The 21,310-nt window shown below is 65.8% G+C and carries 19 protein-coding genes and 1 tRNA gene; 7 read left to right on the top strand and 13 right to left on the bottom strand.

Annotation, left to right across the window (positions count from 1 at the left end; translation table 11 throughout):
• Positions 1–33: 33 nt before the first annotated feature.
• The 6 genes from nusA to hrcA all read right to left on the bottom strand — a co-directional run bounded on the left by nusA (position 34) and on the right by hrcA (position 7,435).
• A complete protein-coding gene (nusA, locus tag LV476_RS00180; protein ID WP_250072134.1) occupies positions 34–1,527 on the bottom strand; it encodes a transcription termination factor NusA in 1,494 nt (497 codons plus the stop codon).
• A gap of 18 nt (positions 1,528–1,545) precedes the next feature.
• Positions 1,546–2,067: a ribosome maturation factor RimP gene (rimP, locus tag LV476_RS00175; protein ID WP_250072133.1), complete on the bottom strand. Its 522-nt coding sequence runs from the start codon at positions 2,065–2,067 to the stop codon at positions 1,546–1,548.
• 219 nt (positions 2,068–2,286) lie between these two features.
• Positions 2,287–3,441 (bottom strand): molecular chaperone DnaJ, encoded by a 1,155-nt coding sequence (gene dnaJ, locus LV476_RS00170; RefSeq protein WP_250072132.1) that lies wholly within the window; start codon positions 3,439–3,441, stop codon positions 2,287–2,289.
• 188 nt (positions 3,442–3,629) lie between these two features.
• Positions 3,630–5,558: a molecular chaperone DnaK gene (gene dnaK, locus LV476_RS00165; protein ID WP_250072131.1), complete on the bottom strand. Its 1,929-nt coding sequence runs from the start codon at positions 5,556–5,558 to the stop codon at positions 3,630–3,632.
• Between the two features lie 140 nt (positions 5,559–5,698).
• Complete coding sequence (gene grpE, locus LV476_RS00160) at positions 5,699–6,268, bottom strand: nucleotide exchange factor GrpE (RefSeq protein ID WP_250072129.1); 570 nt, start codon at positions 6,266–6,268, stop codon at positions 5,699–5,701.
• A 117-nt stretch (positions 6,269–6,385) separates the two neighbouring features.
• On the bottom strand, positions 6,386–7,435 hold the full coding sequence (gene hrcA / locus LV476_RS00155; RefSeq protein ID WP_250072127.1) for a heat-inducible transcriptional repressor HrcA: 1,050 nt from the start codon (positions 7,433–7,435) through the stop codon (positions 6,386–6,388).
• Positions 7,436–7,704: 269 nt separating this feature from the next.
• Between hrcA and LV476_RS00150 the strand changes: the two genes are divergently transcribed.
• The 3 genes from LV476_RS00150 to recN are packed head-to-tail and all read left to right on the top strand — an operon-like array spanning position 7,705 to position 10,736.
• The gene (locus LV476_RS00150; RefSeq protein ID WP_250072125.1) at positions 7,705–8,031 is read left to right on the top strand and encodes a DMT family transporter; all 327 of its coding nucleotides are present in this window, start codon (positions 7,705–7,707) and stop codon (positions 8,029–8,031) included.
• 41 nt (positions 8,032–8,072) lie between these two features.
• Positions 8,073–8,990, top strand: coding sequence for an NAD(+)/NADH kinase (locus tag LV476_RS00145; RefSeq protein WP_250072123.1), 918 nt, complete (start codon positions 8,073–8,075; stop codon positions 8,988–8,990).
• Between the two features lie 57 nt (positions 8,991–9,047).
• Positions 9,048–10,736 carry a DNA repair protein RecN gene (recN, locus tag LV476_RS00140; RefSeq protein WP_250072122.1) on the top strand — a complete coding sequence of 563 codons (1,689 nt, stop codon included), beginning with the start codon at positions 9,048–9,050 and terminating at the stop codon, positions 10,734–10,736.
• A gap of 65 nt (positions 10,737–10,801) precedes the next feature.
• Here recN and fur read toward each other — a convergent pair whose 3' ends face one another.
• Positions 10,802–11,218 carry a ferric iron uptake transcriptional regulator gene (gene fur / locus LV476_RS00135; protein WP_284047370.1) on the bottom strand — a complete coding sequence of 139 codons (417 nt, stop codon included), beginning with the start codon at positions 11,216–11,218 and terminating at the stop codon, positions 10,802–10,804.
• Positions 11,219–11,410: 192 nt separating this feature from the next.
• On the opposite strand from fur, the gene LV476_RS00130 reads away from it, so the two are divergent.
• On the top strand, positions 11,411–11,908 hold the full coding sequence (locus tag LV476_RS00130) for an outer membrane protein assembly factor BamE (RefSeq protein ID WP_250072116.1): 498 nt from the start codon (positions 11,411–11,413) through the stop codon (positions 11,906–11,908).
• A 43-nt stretch (positions 11,909–11,951) separates the two neighbouring features.
• On the opposite strand, the gene LV476_RS00125 is transcribed toward LV476_RS00130, so the two are convergent.
• The 3 genes from LV476_RS00125 to LV476_RS00115 all read right to left on the bottom strand — a co-directional run bounded on the left by LV476_RS00125 (position 11,952) and on the right by LV476_RS00115 (position 14,233).
• Positions 11,952–12,329, bottom strand: coding sequence for an RnfH family protein (locus LV476_RS00125; protein WP_250072114.1), 378 nt, complete (start codon positions 12,327–12,329; stop codon positions 11,952–11,954).
• The gene (locus LV476_RS00120) at positions 12,326–12,775 is read right to left on the bottom strand and encodes a type II toxin-antitoxin system RatA family toxin (RefSeq protein WP_250072112.1); all 450 of its coding nucleotides are present in this window, start codon (positions 12,773–12,775) and stop codon (positions 12,326–12,328) included. Before LV476_RS00120 ends, LV476_RS00125 begins: the two co-directional genes overlap by 4 nt.
• 96 nt (positions 12,776–12,871) lie before the next feature.
• Positions 12,872–14,233, bottom strand: coding sequence for a sodium-dependent transporter (locus LV476_RS00115; RefSeq protein ID WP_250072109.1), 1,362 nt, complete (start codon positions 14,231–14,233; stop codon positions 12,872–12,874).
• 430 nt (positions 14,234–14,663) lie between these two features.
• On the opposite strand from LV476_RS00115, the gene smpB reads away from it, so the two are divergent.
• A complete protein-coding gene (gene smpB, locus LV476_RS00110) occupies positions 14,664–15,143 on the top strand; it encodes an SsrA-binding protein SmpB (protein ID WP_250072107.1) in 480 nt (159 codons plus the stop codon).
• 59 nt (positions 15,144–15,202) lie between these two features.
• Here smpB and hda read toward each other — a convergent pair whose 3' ends face one another.
• From hda to LV476_RS00095, 3 genes are read right to left on the bottom strand one after another with little or no spacing between them, the layout of a single operon-like run.
• Entirely contained in the window at positions 15,203–15,898 is a 696-nt protein-coding gene (gene hda, locus LV476_RS00105; protein ID WP_250072098.1) for a DnaA regulatory inactivator Hda, read from the bottom strand.
• Positions 15,899–15,905: 7 nt separating this feature from the next.
• Positions 15,906–16,991, bottom strand: coding sequence for an AI-2E family transporter (locus LV476_RS00100; RefSeq protein WP_250072097.1), 1,086 nt, complete (start codon positions 16,989–16,991; stop codon positions 15,906–15,908).
• Positions 16,992–17,043: 52 nt separating this feature from the next.
• Positions 17,044–19,986 carry an insulinase family protein gene (locus tag LV476_RS00095; protein ID WP_250072096.1) on the bottom strand — a complete coding sequence of 981 codons (2,943 nt, stop codon included), beginning with the start codon at positions 19,984–19,986 and terminating at the stop codon, positions 17,044–17,046.
• A gap of 149 nt (positions 19,987–20,135) precedes the next feature.
• On the opposite strand from LV476_RS00095, the gene LV476_RS00090 reads away from it, so the two are divergent.
• Both LV476_RS00090 and rimK read left to right on the top strand, forming a co-directional pair.
• A tRNA-Leu gene (locus tag LV476_RS00090) sits at positions 20,136–20,222 on the top strand.
• A gap of 167 nt (positions 20,223–20,389) precedes the next feature.
• Entirely contained in the window at positions 20,390–21,310 is a 921-nt protein-coding gene (gene rimK / locus LV476_RS00085) for a 30S ribosomal protein S6--L-glutamate ligase (protein WP_250072095.1), read from the top strand.

Genomic DNA, 21,310 nt, shown 5'->3' with positions numbered 1-21,310 from the left:
TGCCGTCGGCGGCTGGTCGGACAAGCCGACCGGTCAGGCGAACCAGGGCGCGCGGGCGGCCATGATCAGCCGACCGGCGAGTTCCTCGTCCACGCCTTCGTATTCCGTCAATTCATCGATGGAGAGCTCGGCGACGTCCTCCGAGTCCTTGATGTTGTTCTCGCGGAAGTTGGCGGCCAGCTCGGCCGTCATCCCGTCGAGCTCCTCGAGCGCCAGCGCCTCGCCGGCCGACTCGGTTTCTTCCTCGGCTTCGCCGCCGCCGGAAATCGCCATGGTCAGCAACGCGTCGCGGGCGCGGTTGCGCAGCTCCTCGACGATGCCTTCGTCGAAGCCCTCGACCTCGAGCAGCTCCTCGGTGGGCACGTAGGCGATCTCCTCGATGGTGGTGAAGCCGGCCTCGACCAGCACTTCGCCCACTTCCTGGTCGACGTCCAGCGCCTCCATGAACTGCTCGACGATGCGCTGAGTCTCCGCCTCGCCCTTTTCGATCGCCTGCTCCTCGCTCATGACATTGATCTGCCACTTGGTGAGCTGGCTGGCGAGACGGACATTCTGGCCACCGCGACCGATCGCCTTGGAGAGGTTTTCCTCGCTGACCGCCACGTCCATGCTGCCGGCGTCCTCGTCAACGACGATCGAGACCACCTCGGCCGGCGACATCGCGTTGATGACGAACTGGGCCGGGTTTTCGTCCCAGACGATGATATCAATCCGCTCGCCGGAGAGCTCATTGGTGACCGACTGGACGCGCGAACCTCGCATGCCGACACAGGTGCCGACCGGGTCGATGCGCGGGTCGTTCGAGAGCACCGCGATCTTGGCGCGCAGACCCGGGTCGCGCGCCGCGTTGACGATCTCGATCAGCCCCTGGGAGATCTCCGGCACCTCGAGCTTGAACAGCTCGATCAGGAATTCCGGCGCGGTGCGCGAAACGAAGATCTGCGGGCCGCGCGGCTCGTGACGCACGTCGGTGACGAAACCGCGCAGACGATCGCCCGGACGGACCGCCTCGCGACCGATCATCTCGTCACGCGGAATGATCGCCTCGGCGTTGCCGCCCAGATCCAGAATGACGTTGCCGCGATCGATGCGCTTGACCAGCCCCATGATGAGCTCGCCCTTGCGATCCTGGTAGGCCTCGACTACCTGGCGGCGCTCGGCTTCGCGGACCTTCTGCACGATCACCTGCTTGGCGGCCTGCGCGGCGATGCGACCGAACTCGACCGATTCGATTTCTTCCTCGACGTAGTCGCCCACCTCGATCTCCGGCTCGTCCATCTGGGCGGCCTCGAGGATGATCTCGCGCTCCGGATGCTCGGAGGTCTCGCCCTCGACGACCTGCCAGCGGCGGAAGGTGCGGTAGCTGCCGTTCTCCTGGTCGATCTCGACGCGTGTCTCGATGTCGCCCCCGTGACGCTTGCGCGCCGCCTGGGCGAGCGCAGCCTCGATCGCCTCGAAGATCACGTCACGGTCGACGCCCTTCTCGTTGGAAACCGAATCGACGACAAAAAGGATTTCTTTGTTCATGTTGCTAGCCAGATCGCTCTATTTCCGCGCCGCGCGCCGCTTGGTGCCCTTTTTCTTGCCCTTGCGGCCACGCTTGCTGTTGTCGGCAAATTCATAGACCAGGTTGGCCTTTTCGACTTCCTCGAAACGGAAGACCAGCTCGCCCACCTCGTCGACCAGGACGGTGATGTCCTCGCCTTCGACGCCCTGAATGACGCCCTCGAACTTCTTCTGCTTCGCCACCGGCTTGTACAGCCGCAGGCGTACGCGCTGCCCGACGAAACGGGCGAAATCCTCGGTACGGAACATCGGCCGCTCGACGCCCGGCGAGGAAACCTCAAGCCGGTAGGCGCCCGGGAACGGGTCCTCGACGTCGAGCACGCCGGACAGCTCGTTGCTGATCTCGGCGCAGTGGTCGAGCGTCATGCCTTCCGGGTGATCGACGTAGACACGCAGCAACCCGGCCGGGCCGCCGCGGAACTCGCCGCCGACCCATTCGTAGCCGAGGTCCTCGACCACCGGCATGAGCATATCCTCGATCGCCGCCGGAATTCGTTGCACGTCTGCCGCTACCCTCTGCTGGAACGTCATGGCCACCCGTCGGGGTGGCCGCCGGGTCCGCACCCGGGAAAATAAAAAAGCCCCAAATGGGGCCCGGCATCACTCTATAAGCCAATGTTCGCGGGAACCGGAATATAAAGACAACGCCCGGCAAAGTCAATTGATCAGCCCGTTGCACACCGGGGAATCAAGCCCGGCATGCGGTGACTGCCCGGGACCTCAATCGCCCCGCAAATCGTCGAAGAATCGCTTGACCGAATCGAGGAACGAGTGCTGTCGGGGACGGTGCTTTTCCGCCACGCTGTCGTCGCCCGCGGTGCCCAGCGAACGCTCGAATGCCTCGAGCATCTCGCGCTGCTCCTTGTTGAGTTTCACCGGCGTCTCGACGTGGACGGTCACCAGCAGGTCACCCTGGGCGCCACCCCGGACCGGACGCACGCCCTTGCCACGCATGCGGAAGGTCTTGCCGGTCTGGGTCTCTTCGGGAATCTTGAGCTTGACCTTGCCATCGAGCGTCGGCACCTCGATCTCGCCACCAAGGGCCGCGGTGGCGAAACTGATCGGCATGTCGCACAGCAGATCGGCGTCATCGCGCCGGAACAGCGGGTGCGGCTTGATGTCGATCAGGATGTACAGATCCCCCGGCGGACCACCCTTCTCGCCCGGCGCACCTTCGCCGGAATGGCGGATCCGGTCGCCGGTATCGACGCCGGCCGGGATCTTCACCGAGAGGGTCTTCTGCGTCTCGACCCGGCCGGTGCCGCCGCAATCGGTGCAGGGATCCTCGATCTTCTGCCCCTCGCCGCCGCAGTCCGGACAGGGCTGCTGGATGGAGAAGAAGCCCTGCTGGATGCGCACCGCGCCCTGGCCACCGCAGGTGGTGCAGGTGGTCTTGCCGGTGCCCGGCTTCGCGCCGCTGCCGTCACAGGTCTCGCAGGGCTCGGTGGTCGGGATGCGGATCTCGACGGTGGTGCCGCGCACGGCCTCCTCAAGCGACAGCTTGAGGTTGTACTGCAGGTCGGCACCGCGCGAGGCACCGCCGCGAGCACGACCGCCACCGAAGATGTCGCCGAAGACATCGCCGAAGATGTCGGCAAAGCCGGCACCGCCGCCGAAGCCACCGCCACCGAAGCCGCCGGCACCCTGGCCGTCGACCCCGGCATGACCGAACTGGTCGTAGGCCGAACGCTTCTGCGGGTCGGAGAGCACCTCGTAGGCCTCCTTGGCCTCCTTGAACAGGGTCTCGGCCTCCTCGTCGCCCGGGTTGCGGTCCGGGTGATGCTTCATCGCCAAACGGCGGTAGGCCTTCTTCAGTTCGTCGGCCGAGGCATTCTTGCTGACCCCCAGCACCTCGTAGTAGTCACGTTTTGCCATGGTCGATCTCTGCGGCTGTCTGTTTGTCCCGGCCCGCGAGCAGCGCACCGGGTTGCATACGTTGACGGGCCGCACCGTGTACCGGCCGACCCGTCTTGAGAATCGGGTGTCGCCCGACGCGCGGCCGGGTGACACGAAAAATCATCCGCCCCGGGGGACGGATGATCGCGGCTCGGGAAGCCGACGACTTACTTCTTGTCGTCGTCCTTGACTTCCTCGAACTCGGCATCGACGACGTCGTCGTCCTGCTTGGCCTGCTCGCCACCGGCTTCGCCCGCGGCACCTTCGCCGCCCTGACCGGCCGCCTGGGCCTTCTGCATGACCGTGGCGGACGCCTGGGACAGGGCCTCGACCTTCGCATCGATCTCGGCCTTGTCGTCGCCCTTCATGGCTTCACGCAGCTCTTCGATGGCCTCGTTGACCGGCTTCTTGTCCTCGTCGGTCAGCGCTTCGCCGGCGTCGGTCATGGCCTTCTCGACGGTGTGGATGATGCCGTCGCCCTGGTTGCGCGCCTCGACAAGCTCCTTCTGCTTCTTGTCCTCGTCGGCGTGCGCGGCGGCATCGTCGACCATGCGCTGCACTTCTTCCTCGGACAGACCGGAGCTCGCCTTGATCTCGATCTTCTGCTCGCGGCCGGTGCCCTTGTCCTTGGCCGAGACGTTCAGGATGCCGTTGGCATCGATGTCCAGCGTCACCTCGATCTGCGGCTGACCACGCGGCGCCGGCGGGATCTCGGTGAGGTCGAAGCGGCCCAGCGACTTGTTGCCGCTCGCCATCTCGCGCTCGCCCTGCAGGACGTGGACGGTCACGGCCGTCTGGTTGTCCTCGGCGGTCGAGAAGGTCTGGCTCGCCTTGGTCGGGATGGTGGTGTTCTTCTCGATCAGCTTGGTCATGACGCCGCCCATCGTCTCGATGCCGAGCGACAGCGGAGTGACGTCGAGCAGCAACACGTCGTTGACGCCACCGGAAAGCACGCCGCCCTGGATCGCCGCGCCAACGGCCACGGCCTCGTCCGGGTTGACGTCCTTGCGCGGGTCCTTGCCAAAGAACTCAGCGACCGTGTCTCGGACCTTCGGCATGCGGGTCTGACCACCGACCAGGATCACGTCGTCGATGTCGGAGGCCGACACACCGGCATCCTTGAGCGCGACCTTGCACGGCTCGACGGTGCGCTTGATCAGCTCCTCGACCAAGGATTCGAGCTTGGCGCGGGTGATCTTGATGTTCATGTGCTTCGGACCGCTCTGATCCGCCGTGATGTACGGCAGGTTCACGTCGGTCTGCTCGGTCGAGGACAGCTCGATCTTGGCCTTCTCGGCGGCTTCCTTCAGACGCTGCATGGCGAGCGCGTCCTGGGACAGGTCGACGCCCTGCTCCTTCTTGAACTCGTCGACCAGGTGGTCGATCAGGCGGTTGTCGAAGTCCTCGCCACCCAGGAAGGTGTCACCGTTGGTGGACATGACCTCGAACTGCTTCTCGCCGTCGATGTCGGCCACTTCGATGATCGAGATGTCGAAGGTACCGCCACCCAGGTCGTAGACCGCAATCTTGCGATCGCCGCCTTCCTTCTTGTCCATGCCGTAGGCAAGGGCCGCAGCGGTCGGCTCGTTGATGATGCGCTTGACCTCGAGACCGGCGATCTTGCCGGCATCCTTGGTGGCCTGGCGCTGGTTGTCGTTGAAGTAGGCCGGCACGGTGATGACCGCTTCGGTCACCTCTTCGCCAAGGTACGCCTCGACGTCCTTCTTGATCTTCATCAGGACGCGGGCGGAGACTTCCGGCGGCGCCATTTTCTTGCCGCCGGCCTCGACCCAGGCATCGCCGTTGTCGGCCTTGACGATCTTGTAGGGCATCAGCTTGATGTCCTTCTGGACCGCCTTCTCGTCGAAGCTGCGGCCGATCAGTCGCTTGACGGCGTAGAGGGTGTTTTCCGGGTTGGTGACGGCCTGGCGCTTGGCCGGCTGACCGACGAGGATCTCGCCGTCATTGGCGTAGGCGACCACCGACGGGGTGGTACGCGCGCCCTCGGCGTTCTCGATTACCTTGCCGGACTTGCCGTCCATGATCGCGACACAGGAGTTGGTCGTCCCCAGGTCGATACCGATTACCTTACCCATAATGCGTGTCTCCAGCGTTCTTTGTGTATGCGTTGAATCTGTTGGCGCGCCGCGGCATGTTTCGCTCTCGGGCCGCCCTTGGCATTCGAGGTGCGGCCGCTGCTCGATTTTTCAAGCCGGCGGCCGCAAATCCGCGTCGATCAGTCCTGATTCGGCTTCGAAACGACCACCATGGCCGGGCGCACGACGCGGTCCTTCAGGAGGTAACCCTTCTGCATCACGTCGACGACGTGATCCGGATCGCCGTCGTGCGGCTGCATGCTGATGGCCTGGTGGTGTTCCGGGTTGAAACGCTCGCCGATCGGGTGAACGGCCTTCACGCCGAACTTCTCCAGCGTCTGGATCAGCATCTTGAGGGTCATCTCGTCGCCCTCCTTGATCTTCTCCAGCGTGGCGTTCTCGTTGTCGGCCGCCTCGATACCCAGTTCGAGCGAGTCGACCACCGGCAGCAGACCCTCGACAAAGCGCTCGAGGGCGAACTTGCGCGCCGACTCGACATCGCGCTCGGCACGGTGACGCAGGTTCTGCATCTCCGCGGCGATGCGCAGGACTTCCTCTTCCTTCTCGGCGAGCTTCGCCTTGAGCTCCTCGACCTCGCTGGCCTCCTCGCCCTGGGCGCCCTGCTCGACCTCGCCCTCGGCGGGCTGCTCCGGGTTTTCCTCGTTCATGCCCTGAGTCATGTCGTCTTGATCGACCGGCTTGTCCGTCATCGAAGCTCTCCTGAAAAGCGGATGGATGTCTGGATTGAAATTCGCTGTTGCCCGGACACTTGGGGCATCCGGGATCTTTTCAAGGGGGAGACTGCGAGACCGGCGAGAAGCGCCGGCTTACTGGCGCGAGAGCGCGCTCGAGAGGAGCCGTGAGGTGACGTCGACGATGGAGATCACGCGGTCGTATGGCATGCGCTTCGGTCCAATCACGCCGAGCACGCCGACCACCTCGTCGTCGACGCCGTAGGAGGCGCCGACGACCCCGCATTCGTCGAAGCTCGGCGAGCCCGACTCGCGACCGATGAAGATCTTCACGCCCTGAGCGCGCTCGCACTGATCCAGCAGCGAGACCAGCTCGCGCTTCTCGGCAAACGCATTGAACAGCCGCCGCATGCGATCGACGTCGCCGAGTTCGTCGATGCCCATCAGATTGGTCTGCCCCGCCACGGCGATGCCCGCGTCGTCCTCGACCGCCTCGACGGCGGATTCCGCGAGCACGATCGCCTCGTTGAGATTGCCCTCGATCTGCTCGCGGGTGTGCTTGAGCTCGCTGACCAGCGTCTCCCGAAGTGCCTGGATCGATTGGCCGTTGAGCCGCTCGTTGAGGAAGTTGGCGAAGCGGGTCAGCTCGTCCTGGCTGTAGGGCTTGTCCGGGTGAATGATGCGGTTCTGCACCCCGCCGTCGTCGGTCACCAGCACCATCAGCACCCGCCCCGGGGAGAGCGAGACGAAGTCGATCTGGCGGAACAGCGCCCGGGCACGCGACGGAATGGAGACCACTCCGGCGAACTGGGTCAGGCCGGACAGCAGGTTCGAGGCGGTGTCGGCCAGGTGCTGAGGGTCGTCCTCGACCGCTTCGCGCAGGATGCGCTCGAGCCGACGGGCATCCACCGGCGCCTTCGACGGGCTGACCAGAAGCGAATCGACGAACAGCCGGTAGGCCAGCTCGGTGGGCACGCGCCCCGAGGAGGTGTGCGGCGCTCGCACCAGGCCGAGATCCTCGAGGTCGGCCATGACATTGCGCACGGTGGCCGGGCTCAGGTTCAGGTCCGACATGCGCGCGAGTGCGCGCGAGCCGACCGGCGTTCCCTCGTCGGTGTAGCGATCGATCAGCACCCGAAGCAGGGTCTGCGCCCGCTCGGGCAATTCACTCCAGGCGTCTGTCATACGCAAGACCTGATGGCTGGGTTGGTGTGTTCGTCGAGGCGGGCCGCACCGAGTGCCGGGCCCGCCCGTTGCGCGGCTAAATTAGCACTCGGTCGCGAAGAGTGCCAAGTCGGCGTTGGGCCGTGGGACGGCAACCATCCGCGCGCATTCCATCGACCGCATGCGGCGGCCTCGCCTTTTGCTAGACTGGGCCGAATTCCATGCCCGGCCGGCTCGGGAAATCCGACCGGACGGGCATCGCACCATCTTGCGAGGACAACGAAATCGCCATGAATGCCTGGCTCATCCTGCTCGCAGCCGGCCTGCTGGAAATCGCCTGGGCCACCGGCCTGCGGTTCACCGACGGCTTCGCCCGCCTGGTCCCGACGATCGCCGTGCTGGCCATCGCCTGGCTGAGCTTCTACCTGCTTGCCGTGGCGATGCGCGAGATCCCGATGGGGACGGCCTACGCGGTCTGGAGCGGCATCGGCGCGACCGGCGTAGCGATTCTCGGCATCCTCTGGTTCAAAGAGCCCGCGTCGCTTGCACGCCTGGCATTCATCGCCATGATCGTGGCCGGGATCATCGGGCTGAAGTGGTCCGCCGGCAATCACTGAACGAACCATCGAGTCGCCGACAGGAGCAACTCCCAGACACCATGAACTCGACCTCCCCGTCACGTCGCGAACCCCCTGCCGAGCCGCCGGCCTTCCGCCGGCTGGGGATCATCACCAAGCCCGACGGCGGTGACGCGCTCGCCGAGGTGTACAAACATCTCGTGGCCGCGGCCGAGCGGCACGGCGCTCACTGGGCGCTCGACGAGAACGCCGAGAACCCCGTGCCGTCGATCCACGCCGAGCGCTTCTCGCGCGACCGCATCGATCGCGACCTGATCGTGGTGATCGGTGGCGACGGCACCATGCTCAATGCCGCCCGCTCGCTTTGCTCTCACGAAGTGCCGATCCTGGGCGTGAACCTTGGCCGGCTCGGCTTTCTGGCCGACGTCAGCCCCTGCGAGGTCGAACGGCACCTCTCGGCGATCCTCGAGGGCAAGTACTGCGAGGAACGACGCTTCCTGCTGCAGGGCAGCCTGATGCGCAACGACACGCGCATCATGGAATCGGTCGCACTCAACGACGTGACTTTCAAGATGCGCGACCCGGCCCGCATGGTCGAGTTCGAGATGAGTATCGACGGCACACTGGTCAACCAGCAGCGCTCCGATGGCGTGGTCGTCTGCACACCGACCGGCTCGACCGCCTACGCCCTGTCCGCCGGCGGTCCGCTGATCGCACCGGACCTGCACGCCGTCGGCATCGTCTCGATCTGCCCGCACACGCTCAGCTACCGACCGATCGTGGTCGATGCGCGCCACCTGATCGAGATCAGTCCGGTGGAGGGCTCGCGCGGCGGCGGCGTGGTGAGCTTCGACGGCCAACTCAACCAGCCGCTCGAGCACGGCGACGTGCTGGCGATCTCGAAGTACGAACACGAGATCCGGCTGATCCATCCGGAAGGCCATGACCACTACTCGCTGCTGCGCGACAAGCTCTGCTGGAGCGAACAGCGGTTCTGACCCATCGTCCCGGCACCACGGATCACGGAGCCACGGTAAAAGGAAACGCCCGCCATCATGCTGACCACCCTCTCCATTCGCCAGATCGCCCTGATCGATCAGCTCGAGCTCGACTTCGCCGCCGGCATGACCGCCCTCACCGGGGAAACCGGCGCCGGCAAGTCGATCCTGATCGACGCGATCGGGCTGCTGCTGGGTGACCGGGCCAACATGAACCTGTTGCGCAGCGGCTGCGAGCAGGGCGAGGTCACCGGCGAGTTTCTGCTGCCGGTCGATGGCCCGGCCGCGCAGTGGCTCGACGAACAGGAACTGGGCGAGGACCCCGAGGGCGGGTCGCTGCCGCTGATCGTGCGGCGTGTCCTGTCGCGGGACGGCCGCTCCAAGGCATGGATCAACGGCCGCCCGGTACCCGGCCAGGCGCTCAAGGGTCTCGGCCGGCACCTGATCGACATCCACGGTCAGCACCAGAACCAGCGGCTGATGCAGGCGAAGACCCAGCTCGCCCTGCTCGACCACTTCTGCGACCTCAAGGGCCAGGTCGACGAGCTCGGCCGGCTGAGTCGCCAGATCCACGCCGACGAGGAGCAGCTCGCCAGCCACCGGGCGGAGCAGGACTCGCGTGCCGACCGGCTCGCCTTTCTCGAATTCCAGCTCGAGGAGATCGAGCGGGTCGATCCGCAGCCGGACGAGTTCAACCAGCTGCACGCCGAGCTCAAGCGACTGTCGAGACTGGACGAATGGCGTCAGGTGCTGGCCGAGCAGATGGCCTCGCTGTTCGACGACGACGGCAACGCCCACGATCGCGTGGGGGCCGCCGAGCAGTCCCTGTCACGGATCGCGGATCTGGACGAAACTCTCGGCCCGGTCATCGAGACCCTGCAGTCCGCTGAGATCCAGATCGCCGAGGCGGTCGATACCCTTCGCGACCGGCTCGAGTCGGCCGAGGCCGACCCGGAACGCCTCGCCACCGTCGAGGCACGACTGGACACCCTGCACGAACTGGCCCGCAAACACCGCGTCTCCCCGGAGGTGTTCGAGCAGCACGTCAGTGATCTGCGCGAGGAGCACGAACAGCTCGAGCAGGCCGGCGGCTCGCTGGGCGAGATCGAGACCCGCCTCACGGAAAACCGCGCCGCCTACGACAGGCTGGCCGCCAAGGTCAGCAAGGAGCGGCAGGCAGGTGCCAAGAAGCTGGCCGAGCGGCTCAAGGCCTCGATCCGCGAGCTGGGCATGCCCAACGGCGAGTTCGAGGTGAAGCTGACCACCTCGGATGCTCTGAAGACACGCCGCGGCGAGCGCGGCATCGACGAAGTCGTCTTCCTGATCAGCGCCAACCGCGGCCAGCCGGTCGCCCCGCTCGACCAGATCGCCTCCGGCGGCGAACTGGCGCGCGTGAGCCTCGCACTGAAGACCCTGACCGCCGGTGACGACCCGGTGGGCACCTTCATCTTCGACGAGGTCGACACCGGCATCGGCGGGGCCACCGCGGCGATCGTCGGCGCCCACTTGCGGGCACTCGGCGAATCGCGCCAGGTACTGTGCGTCACGCACCTGCCGCAGGTAGCCGCCCACGGTCATCACCAGGCACGCATCGAGAAGGAGGAGCTCAGTGACGCGACCCGCACCTGGGTGCGCGCCCTCGATGCCGACGAGCGCACCGAGGAGCTGGCGCGCATGCTCGGCGGCCGCGAGGTGACCGAGCAAACCCGGGCGCATGCCCGCGAGTTGCTCGACAGCTCAATCTGATCCCGAAAGCAAGAAGGCCCGCCCGTGAAACACGAGCGGGCCTTCTGCCATGGGCGCAATGAGCCTTACTTGCGGCCGGCCGCCTTGCGGCTGATGCCGTAGATCACCAGCGAGTAGTCGGTCAGATCGAAATCGAACTCGTCGGCGATCATGGCGATCCGTTCCTGAATGATCGGATCGTGGAATTCCTCGACCTGGCCGGTCTTCACGCAGACCAGATGGTCGTGATCCCCCTTGGAGATCAGCTCGAACACGGCCTTGCCACCCTCGAACTGGTGCCGCTTGAGGATGTCGGCCGTCTCGAACTGGGTCAGCACCCGGTAGACCGTGGCCAGCCCGATCTCCTCACCGCGGGCGAGCAATTCCTTGTAAACGTCCTCGGCACTCATGTGCCAATCCGGATTCGCCTCGATGATCTCGAGAATCTTCACCCGCGGCAGGGTGACCTTCAGGCCGGCCTTCTTGAGTTCGCTGGGTTCCAAAACTTCTGCCCTCGATTGCATTCGGTTGATTCGCTAATGCGAATTGTAACCGAAGATGCCGCCATTCCCGGAAACATGACCCCGCACGGCAATCCTCCGGACGAGGCAGGCTGGCATCACCGGTCAGACGGCGTATGATTGGGGCGCAGTCGTAAAGCCATCCAGACCATCAGGAAAAGGTTTTCCAGGATCATGCAGCGCCATCTTCTTACGCTTCCGCTCGTCGTCACCCTGCTTGCGGGTTGTTCCTCGGTATACGTCCCGAGCTTCATCCAGGTCTACCAGCCGGATATCCAGCAGGGCAACATCATCGAGGAGGCTCAGGTCGAGCGCCTTCACGAAGGCATGTCGCAGGCCGAAGTCCGCAACCTGCTCGGCACGCCCAGCCTCAACGACATCTTCCACGCCGGCCAGCGCGACACCTATCTCTACTACGACAAGCGCGGCAAGGAAGAGGCATTCCACCACACGCTGGTGGTCGAGTACGGCGCCTCCGGCCGGGTCACGGCGATCACGCAGGACGGCATGGATCTGGCCGAAGCGCCGTCGATGAACAGCGCGGAACTGCCGGACGAGGAGAAGGATGACGGCGAGGCCGAGCCGGCGCCGTCCACCGCTCCGGAAGAAGATCCCTACGAGCTGGAAACCGAAGATCAGCCGACTACCCCGCCGGGCAATGATCCGCTGTAAGTAACGGTTCCGACAGCGGGGCAGCCCAGAAGCCGGCCGGGTTCTACTCGGCCGGCTTTTTCGTGTCCGCGGTTGGAGCGTCGGCAGAGTCCGCCGGCGGCTTGTCCTTCCCCTTGGCACCGGACTTGGCCGCGGCCTTGCGGTCGTCCTGCTTGTCCTTCTGCGCCCGCTGCCGGCGCGCGGCCTTCGGGTCGGCGATCAGCGCCCGGTAGATTTCCACCCGGTCCCACTCCCGCAGATCCTTGGACAGCGGCGCGACCTTGGAGAAGATGCCCACCTTCTGCTTGGTCAGATCGATCTCCGGGAAGCGCTCGAGAATGCCGCTGGCACGAATGGCCTCCTCGGCGGTCGCGCCCTCCGGGACATCGACCTCGAGAATGACCTGGACATCGGGCCTGGCGTAGGCCACTTCGACCTTCATGCGCCGTCCTCGCGCGGATAGACCTGGAAGGCCCGCTTGCGGAATGCCCCGACGAGGTTCTTCACGATCTCGCGGAACACCGGACCGATGGCACGTTCGAGGAAGCGGTTGGAGAATTCGAAACGCATGTCGAGCGTCACCCGGGAGCCGCCCTCCGGCAGGTCCTCGAATTCCCAGAAGCCGTCGAGGTGACGGAAGGGACCGTCGACCAGCGTGACGACGATCCGGGCGCCCGGCTCGTTGTGATTGCGGGTGACGAAGGTCTTGTGGATCGCTCCCTTGCGCAGCGTGATGCTCGCTTCGACCTCATCGCCCGAGGCCTGAAGGATGCGCGTCTGCTCGCACCAGGGGAGGAATTCCGGGTAGGAGTCGATGTCGTTGACCAGCGCATACATCTGCAGCGCGGAGAACGGCACGTCGACCTGTCGCTCGATGGTGGTACTCATGCCGGGAGGAAGTCGCCCTTGCGTTTCATGCCCACCACCGGCCACGGCGGCGGGCTGTCGATCGGACCGCGGAGTCTAGCAGAGTACGCCGCCGCCTTAGCCCAACAGGCCGAGCCCGTTGAGGAACACCAGCACCACACCGGCCGGAGCAACCACGGCGGCCAGCCACCACCACAGCCGGTAGCGCCAGCCGTCGAGTCCCAGCTCCTCGCGGGAGTCGGCTCGCCGCATTCGCCAGGCAGCAAACAGGGCAATCAGCAAGCCGCCGGCCGGCAGCAGAATGTTGGCCGTGGCGAACTCCAGCACGCCGAAGATCGTCTTGTCGAACAGGGTGACATCGCCGAGCAGGTTGAACGACAGCGCCGCGAGCACGCCCAGCGACCAGGTCGCCACCCCCACGGCCAGGGCCGAGTGCAGCCGGCGGACGCCGAAACGCTCCCAGAGGTAGGAGACAGCCGGCTCGACCAGCGAGATCGCCGAGGTCCAGGCGGCGATCGATACCAGCACGAACAGGACGATCGCGAGCCAGTAGCCCCACTCCATCTGGCCGAGCGCCAGCGGCAGGGTCTGGAACACCAGGCCGGCGCCCTGCTCGGGGCTCATGCCGTTGGAGAACACGATCGGGAAGATCACCATGCCCGCCAGCAGCGCGATGCCGGTATCCAGGACGATGATCCACAGCCCGGCGCGCACGATCGAGGTGCCCTGCGGCATGTAGGAGCCGTACACCATGATCGCGCCCATGCCGAGACTCAGGGTAAAGAACGCGTGTCCCAGCGCCACCAGCACGGTCTGGGCACTGACCTGGGAGAAGTCGGGGGAGAACATGAACGCCATGGCCGGCGCGAAACCGGGCGTGCCGATGTTGTAGCCGAACAGCAGCACCAGGATGACGATCAGCAACGGCATCATGACGCGGGTGGCCAGTTCCAGCCCGCCGCGCACCCCGCGGGCGACCACTGCGACGGTCATGATCATCGCCACCGTATGCCAGAACAGCAGCGTGCCGGGATTGGCGACCATGTCGTCGAACAGCCCTGAGATGGTCTCGGCATTCGCGCCGATGAACGCCCCGTCCGCGGCCTTCTCGACGTAGGCCAGGGCCCAGCCCATCACCACCGAATAGAAACTCAGGATCAGAAAGCCGGTGAGCACCCCCATCCAGCCGATCGCCTGCCAGCTTGGGTGCGCGCCGGCCTCGCGGCTGAGCTTGGCCATGCCGGTAATCGGGTTGGAACGCGCACGACGGCCCAGCATGACCTCGCTGATCAGGATGGGCGTGGCCACCAGCAGCAGGCAGGCGAGATAGATCATCACAAACGCGCCGCCGCCGTTGTCGCCCATGATGTAGGGAAATTTCCAGATGTTGCCCAGGCCGACGGCCGAACCGGCCGAGGCGAGGATGAAGGCCAGTCGGCCGCTCCATTCCGGGTGGTTCTCGAGATGCTGTGCGGACACCGGACTTCCTCTTCGGTTTGGTCGGACACGGCTCCCGTCCCGGGAACCCGACGGATGGCTCGGGGAGGTCCGCTCGAATACCCAATGCCTCTGGCCAGCCGGTTTGTCCGCCATCAAGGCGCCGATTCGAAGGCGGGCTCATTGCCCCGGCGAGGATCGGCAACACCGAGGGCGGGCAAGCCGGCTAGCCCCGTAGGGCGGGCCGCCAGGCGCCCAGCTGCGGCGTTACGACGCTTGCCAATGAGCATGGCCATTGGACCGCGCGCCGCGCCTTACATCTGGACGCCTGGAGACCCGCAGAGACGTTGGGTATTCGTGCGGACCTTCCCTTGAAACTACCACCATGCCGCCATGGCGACCAAGCCGGCGACCGGGGCGGCACTGCCCGATTCCGGGCGGCAACCGGCCGACATGCTGCTAGAATGCGCGCATGAGCAAGAACAAGAAGCCCACCACCGGACAGTCGACCATCGCGCTGAACAAGAAGGCGAAGTTCGACTATTTCCTTGGCGACCGCATCGAGGCCGGCCTGGTGCTCGAGGGCTGGGAAGTGAAGGCCCTGCGCGCCGGCAAGGCCCAGATCGCCGATGCGCACGTGATCATCAAGGACGGCGAGGCCTGGCTGCTCGGCGCGGTGATCACGCCGCTCCTGCAGGCCTCGAGCCACGTTCGGCCGGATCCGACGCGCACGCGCAAGCTGCTGCTTCACGACCACGAACTGGCCCGCCTGATCGGTCAGGTCGAGCGCAAGGGGTTCACCATCGTGCCCATCGCGCTGTACTTCAAACGCGGCATGGTCAAGCTCGAGATCGCCCTCGGCCAGGGCAAGAAGTCGCACGACAAGCGCGCCACCATCAAGGACCGCGACTGGCAACGCGACAAGGCTCGCATCGTTCGCCATACGATCTAGCGGACCTCTGCACGGTTCGCTGGCAGGCAGCGGCTGATCAGGTAACAACCGATCGGCGCTCACTCGGTCTCGACCAGCACCTCGCGGACGAAGGGGATGGTCAGGCGTCGCTTGGCGATCATCGACTGGCGATCGAGGCGGTCAAGTGCCTCGAGCAAGGTACCGACGTCGCGCGGCAGATGCGCGAGCATCCACTGCGCCGTGCCGTGCGGCATCTCCAGCCCCCGGGCCTGCGCCCGGGCACGGAGCAGTTCGATCTTCTCGCCGTCACCGGGCAGGTGCACGGCCATTACCGCCCCCCAGCTCAACCGCGAGGCGAGATCCGCCAATTTCACCGGCAGGTCCGCCGGCGGGCGCGAGGCTGTAAGCAGCAATGGCACCTCGGCCTCGCGCGCCCGGTTGATCAGGTCGAACAACAGGAACTCGCCCTCGGCCTGGCCGACCAACGCATCGACGTCGTCGACCACCGCCAGCGCGAAGGCATCGATCTGCTCGCTGGCCGCCGCCAGCTGCCCGCCGATCTGGCGCAGGGGCCAGTAGGCCGCCGGCCGGCCCATCGAACCGGCGTGGTAGCAGGCCGCCTGTGCCAGATGCGACTTGCCCGACCCGCTCGGGCCATGGATGAACACCTGCGCCTCGCCATAGCCAGCCGCCTGCTCGGCCAATGTCGCCTTGAGCAACAGGTTCTCGTTGCCGATGAACCCCTCGAAGCTCGTGGGCGTAACCAGGTCCAGTGCCAGCGGGATCTGCTGCATGGGCCGCTCAGCCCTCCACCGGTTCGTCGCCGTCGCCCGGCGGCAAGGCCCGCTCGTCTTTGCCCCGGTAGTAACGACTCTCCCGGTAGGCGGCCAGGGCGTGCTCGCCGAGCACGATCAACACCGCCGAGACCGGCAGCGCCAGCAGGATGCCGAAGAAGCCGAACAGCTGGCCACCGGCCATCACCGCGAAGATCACGGCAACCGGGTGCATGCCGATCTCGTTGCCGACGAAGCGCGGTTGCCAGGCGACCGTTTCGAGCACCTGCCCGACCCCGAAGACGCCGAGAACCAGCAGCAGCGGCCAGAGACTGTCGGCCTGGATGTACATGGCAATCAGCGCCAGCAGGATGCCGATAATGGTGCCGAGATACGGCACGAAACTGACCAGCCCGGCGAACATGCCGATGGCGATCCCCGTCTCCAGCCCGATCAGGGTCAGACCGATCGAATAGGTGACGCCGTTGGCAATCATCACCGCCAACTGACCGCGCAGGAAGTTGCCCAGCATGCTGTCGGACTCGCGCGCCATCAGGGCGATCGAATCGACGCGGTGCCTGGGCAGCATCTGCTCGACGCGGGCAATTACGACCGGCCAGTCGCGCAGCAGATAGAAGGCGATCACCGGGATCAGCAGCAGGTTCATCAGGGCGATGAACGCCGCCGTCCCCGTCGCCGACACGTTCGAGAGCCCGCCGGCGACCACCTTGGCGATGGTCTCGCCATGGGAGACCACCAGGGCGCGCAACTGATCGACGTGCAGCTCGAGTCCGGTGGTCTGGGTGACCCAGGGAATGATCCGCTGCTGGACGATATCCAGCAGCTGGGGGAAGACGCGCACCAGGCGGACGGTCTGCTCGATCAGCACCGGAATCAGCGCCACCAGCGCGACCAGCAGTACCAGCGCGCCGCCGAGGAAGATCAGCGAGGTGCCCCAGGTCCGGGAAACCCCGTGCCGGTCCAGCCGGGTGACCAACGGATTGAACAGGTAGGCAATGATGAAGCCGACCACGAAGGGGCTCAGGATCGGCAGCAGAAAATAGGTCAGCACCAGCAGGCCGACCACTCCAATCCCGATCATCCAGCGCATCATACCCCTCCGTTGGTTGTCACTTTTGCAGGCGGCCAGTCTAGCCGCCTTTGAATCAGATCCGCTCGATAACGAGCCCAAGCTCGGCCAGATCGTCCTCGCGGGACGGACCCGCCAGCACGCCAACCGATGCCGTGTCCGGCTTCAGGTAGGTCTCCGCCACCCGCTTGAGGTCGTCCTGGGTGACATCCAGCACCCGGGCACGTATCTCGCGCAGATCCTCCGGTGTACGGCCGTGCAATTCGTCCATGAACGCCTTCTTGGCCTCGCCCGCCGGCGAGCCCGGCTTGTCGATCGAGGCGATCACGCCGAAGATTGCCTCGTCGACGGTCCGATCCTCATGGGCGTTGTCGACCACCCAGTCGACCGCATTGCCGAAGTCCTCGAGCGTCTCGCCCAGGCGCGGGTCGCGGTAGGAGAAGAAGCGGAAACTGCCGGACTCGGCATCAAAGCCGGCCCCACCTCCGTACGCACCGCCCTTCTCGCGGATGGCCGTGTGCAGGAAGCCGTTGCGCATGAAGCCACCGAGCACCGCCAGTGCGGCGGCATCCGGGTGCTTGGGCGGCACGGCGGCATGCGCCTGGGCGCAGTAATTGACCGCCAGGTTGCCGACCCAGGCCTCGTGCACCTGCGATTCGTGCCGGCCAAGGTGGAACGGCTGCTCGGTGCTGCCCTGGTGCATGTGCGGGCGGAGCGCCTGCGCCATCTCGGCGAAATGGCGCTGCTCGGTAACCACGTTGTAGTGACGCAGGCCGCCCTTGAGCTTGTCGTGCAGGCGCGCCAGCCGTTCGGCCAAGTCGTAGCGCGACTCGGCCTGCTCGAGACCGTCGTCCATCGCCTTGATGCGGCGCACGGCGGCCACCCCAGCGGTGTCGTGGCGCAGGGAGGCCCGCGCGGACATGCCGCTGGAAGCCAGCAGCATCGCGTGGATGTGACCACGGCCGGATACGCCCTGCTCGGTGCCGAAGCGCATCTGGCTGACCAGATCGCAGATGCGGTCGATCTCGTCGAAGCGCGCGGCATCGAGGTGCTGATGGAACAGGTCGACCATGGCATCCGCATTGCGCACCAGTGACTTGCCCGACAGCAGCCAGAAGCCGCTGGCCGAGTGCACGTCATTGATGCCGGCACGCACCGAGGCGCCCGAGGCGAATCCGCCGGTCTTCGCCGCGACGGCCTCGGCCATCTGCAGGTAATCCCGGTCACCAGCGCCCAGTTCGGTCAGCAAACCGGTGTAGACCGGCATCAACTCAAGCTCGTCGCGATCGAGGTCGGGCAGGTCGATCGCCAGCTGCAGGTAGGCCAGACCGTTGGTGCTGCGGTTGTACCAGCGCTGGCTCGACGGCTGGTGGACGAACTGCTCGGGCTGCGGGATATCGATGTCCGCGGGAATGTCCTCGCGGGTCACCGTCGGCAGGATGGAGAGATCACCCTCCTCGGCCTGACGGTCCGCCAGCGCCTTGGCCTGCTCGACGATCTGGCGCTGGTCCTCGTCGCCCAGGGTGTCCTGCATGGCGGAAAGCCGTGCCTTCTCCTCGGCCTGCTGGCGGCCGGACAGCTCGGTGTCCGGCTTCAGGACCAGCCGCACCCGGTGCGGGTTGTCGAGCAGCAGCCGGCGCACGAGGTTGGGGATGAACTGCGGGTCGGCGGCCTTGGCACGCAGGCGCTCGAGCGCTGGCTCCAGGTCGAGCAGGTTGATCGGGTCGCTGTCGTGGATCGCCGCCGGCAGGGCCTGGACGATCAGGTGCAGACCGTAGGGAAAGCCGTCGCCGGTCACCTCGCGCTGCGAGAGCTCGAGCTGGTGCAACACCGACTCGACCATGTCCGGGTCGACGCCCTTTTCGGCCACCTCGGTTAGCGTGTCGAGGACCAGCTGCTCCACCGCCTCGGCCCGGTCGGCCTCGCTGCCCTCGAGCCCGGCGACGAACACCATCTGGCGCTGGGAGTCTTCCAGCCCCAGCACCGGCGAGGGCGCGGCGCCCAGGTCGGTGGTCTCCAGGGCCTTCAACAGCGGCGAGGCGCTGTTCTCCAGCAGCACGCCCTCGAGCAGTTGCGCCTCGAGGCGCGCATCCAAATCGGCACTCTCGCCCAGCATCCAGCCGACGTTCACGTGGGTCTTCTCGGCGGTGTCGTCATCGTCGAGGGGGTAGACGTCCTCGACCTGCTTCGGGCCGGCGAAGATCGGTTGCAGCGGCACGGCCGAGTCCGGGTCGATTTCGTCGAACCGCGCCAGCGCGCGCTCTTCGAATTCCTTTTGCAGGCGATCGACCGGCTGGTTGCCGTAGGTCATGAACACGGCGTTCGACGGGTGATAGAAGCGCTTGTAGAACGCCACCATCTGCTCGTAGGTCAGATCCGGAATCCGCGCCGGATCGCCGCCGGAGTTGTGGTGATAGGTGGTGTCCGGGAACAGCTCGCGCGAGAGCGTCTGCCAGAGCACGGAGGTCGGGTCGCTCATCGCGCCCTTCATCTCATTGAAGACCACGCCCTTGAAGGTCAGCGGGGTACTCGGATCGTCCCACTGCTCGAACTCGACCCGATGGCCCTCCTGGCGGAAGTCCAGCTCGTCGATGCGCGAGAAGAACGTCGCGTCGAGATAGACGTCGAGCAGGTTGTAGAAGTCCTTCACGTTGCAGGAGGCGAACGGGTAAGCCGTCCAGTCGCTCGAGGTGAAAGCGTTCATGAACGTATTGAGCGACCGGCGAATCATCATGAAGAACGGGTCGCGCACCGGATAGCGCTCCGAGCCGCACAGCGCGGTGTGCTCGAGGATGTGGGCCACGCCGGTGGAGTCTTCCGGCACCGTGCGCAGGCCGACCAGGAAGACGTTCTGCTCGTCGTCGGTGGCCAGGTGGTAGTGCCGGGCACCGGTCTTGTCGTGGCGGTACTCCTCGACGGTCAGGTTGAGCGCCTCGATGGGTACCGAACGCACCAGGTTGAACGCGGGGTGGTGACCCACCTCTTGGCCGAGGGCCTCGGAAGCAGTGGCTTCTGACATGATCGCGCGTGACTCCGGAAGAAATTCGCTGAATGAATCGGATCGGGCAGTGTAACGCACATGCATGGGCTTGCATGCCGGTCGCGGGGCAGCCGAAAAGGCGATAGAATGCCGCCCCCGCCGGGCATCGCGCCCGACGCGCTCCCACCGCGGGTGTGGTGGAATTGGTAGACACAGCAGACTTAAAATCTGCAGGCCTCACGGCCGTGCCGGTTCGAGTCCGGCCACCCGCACCAGATTCCGACCCGATTGGCACTCGTCTGCCGCCGATCGGTCACCGACTTCGCTCAATCCGGCGCAATCTTTCCTACAGTAAGGTCGTTACTCGCGTTTCCTCCGACTGGACGATGCGCGCGGAAATCCCTTTCCCCTTACCCGTTTTCCGTCTGGAACGAATCGAGACATGAAGATCGCCATCCTGTCGCGCAACCCGAGGCTCTACTCCACCCGCCGCCTGATCGAGGCCGCCGAGGAGCGCGGCCACGAGGTCCGCGTTCTCGACGTGTTGCGCTGCTACATGAACATCACCTCGAACAACCCCGAGGTCCACTACAAGGGCGAGGAGCTCGACGACTTCGACGCGGTGATCCCGCGCATCGGCGCCTCGGTGACCTTCTACGGCACGGCGGTGCTCCGCCAGTTCGAGATGATGGGCACCTTTCCGCTCAACGAGTCGGTCGCCATCAGTCGTTCGCGGGACAAGCTGCGTTCGCTGCAGCTGCTCTCGCGCAAGGGCATCGGCCTGCCGGTGACCGGCTTCGCCCACCGCCCCGACGACGTCGGCGACCTGATCAAGATGGTCGGCGGCGCCCCGCTGGTGATCAAGCTGCTCGAGGGCACGCAGGGCATCGGCGTGGTGCTGGCCGAGACCAGGCAGGCCGCCGAGAGCGTGATCGAGGCCTTCATGGGGATGAAGACCAACATCCTGGTGCAGGAATACATCCGCGAGGCGAATGGTGCCGACATCCGCTGCTTCGTCATCGGCGACAAGGTGGTCGCAGCGATGAAGCGCCAGGGCAAGGAAGGCGAGTTCCGCTCCAACCTGCACCGTGGCGGCTCGGCCAGCCTGATTCGCATCACCCCCGAAGAGCGCTCGACGGCCGTCCGTGCAGCGAAAACCATGGGACTGAACGTCGCCGGCGTCGACCTGCTGCGCTCAAACCACGGTGCCGTGGTCATGGAAGTGAACTCATCGCCGGGCCTCGAGGGCATTGAGACGGCCACCGGCAAGGACATCGCGGCCATGCAGATCCAGTTCATCGAGAAACGCCTCGCCGAACGACGCACCAAGCGCGGCCTGACCCGCACCCGCGGTCAGGGCTGA

This window comes from Guyparkeria hydrothermalis (assembly GCF_023555385.1).
GTDB lineage: Bacteria > Pseudomonadota > Gammaproteobacteria > Halothiobacillales > Halothiobacillaceae > Guyparkeria > Guyparkeria hydrothermalis_A.
Note: the sequence above shows the minus strand (reverse complement) of the source record. Positions and strands in the feature narration are given on the sequence as shown.

Coding starts and splice junctions, on each gene's coding strand:
- LV476_RS00130 (WP_250072116.1), top strand. CDS start 11,411: ATGCAGCGCCATCTTCTTACGCTTCCGCTCGTCGTCACCCTGCTTGCG.
- recN (WP_250072122.1), top strand. CDS start 9,048: ATGCTGACCACCCTCTCCATTCGCCAGATCGCCCTGATCGATCAGCTC.
- LV476_RS00145 (WP_250072123.1), top strand. CDS start 8,073: ATGAACTCGACCTCCCCGTCACGTCGCGAACCCCCTGCCGAGCCGCCG.
- grpE (WP_250072129.1), bottom strand. CDS start 6,268: ATGACGGACAAGCCGGTCGATCAAGACGACATGACTCAGGGCATGAAC.
- hda (WP_250072098.1), bottom strand. CDS start 15,898: ATGCAGCAGATCCCGCTGGCACTGGACCTGGTTACGCCCACGAGCTTC.
- hrcA (WP_250072127.1), bottom strand. CDS start 7,435: ATGACAGACGCCTGGAGTGAATTGCCCGAGCGGGCGCAGACCCTGCTT.
- dnaK (WP_250072131.1), bottom strand. CDS start 5,558: ATGGGTAAGGTAATCGGTATCGACCTGGGGACGACCAACTCCTGTGTC.
- rimK (WP_250072095.1), top strand. CDS start 20,390: ATGAAGATCGCCATCCTGTCGCGCAACCCGAGGCTCTACTCCACCCGC.
- nusA (WP_250072134.1), bottom strand. CDS start 1,527: ATGAACAAAGAAATCCTTTTTGTCGTCGATTCGGTTTCCAACGAGAAG.
- LV476_RS00125 (WP_250072114.1), bottom strand. CDS start 12,329: ATGAAGGTCGAAGTGGCCTACGCCAGGCCCGATGTCCAGGTCATTCTC.
- LV476_RS00150 (WP_250072125.1), top strand. CDS start 7,705: ATGAATGCCTGGCTCATCCTGCTCGCAGCCGGCCTGCTGGAAATCGCC.
- LV476_RS00095 (WP_250072096.1), bottom strand. CDS start 19,986: ATGTCAGAAGCCACTGCTTCCGAGGCCCTCGGCCAAGAGGTGGGTCAC.
- LV476_RS00100 (WP_250072097.1), bottom strand. CDS start 16,991: ATGATGCGCTGGATGATCGGGATTGGAGTGGTCGGCCTGCTGGTGCTG.
- dnaJ (WP_250072132.1), bottom strand. CDS start 3,441: ATGGCAAAACGTGACTACTACGAGGTGCTGGGGGTCAGCAAGAATGCC.
- LV476_RS00120 (WP_250072112.1), bottom strand. CDS start 12,775: ATGAGTACCACCATCGAGCGACAGGTCGACGTGCCGTTCTCCGCGCTG.
- smpB (WP_250072107.1), top strand. CDS start 14,664: ATGAGCAAGAACAAGAAGCCCACCACCGGACAGTCGACCATCGCGCTG.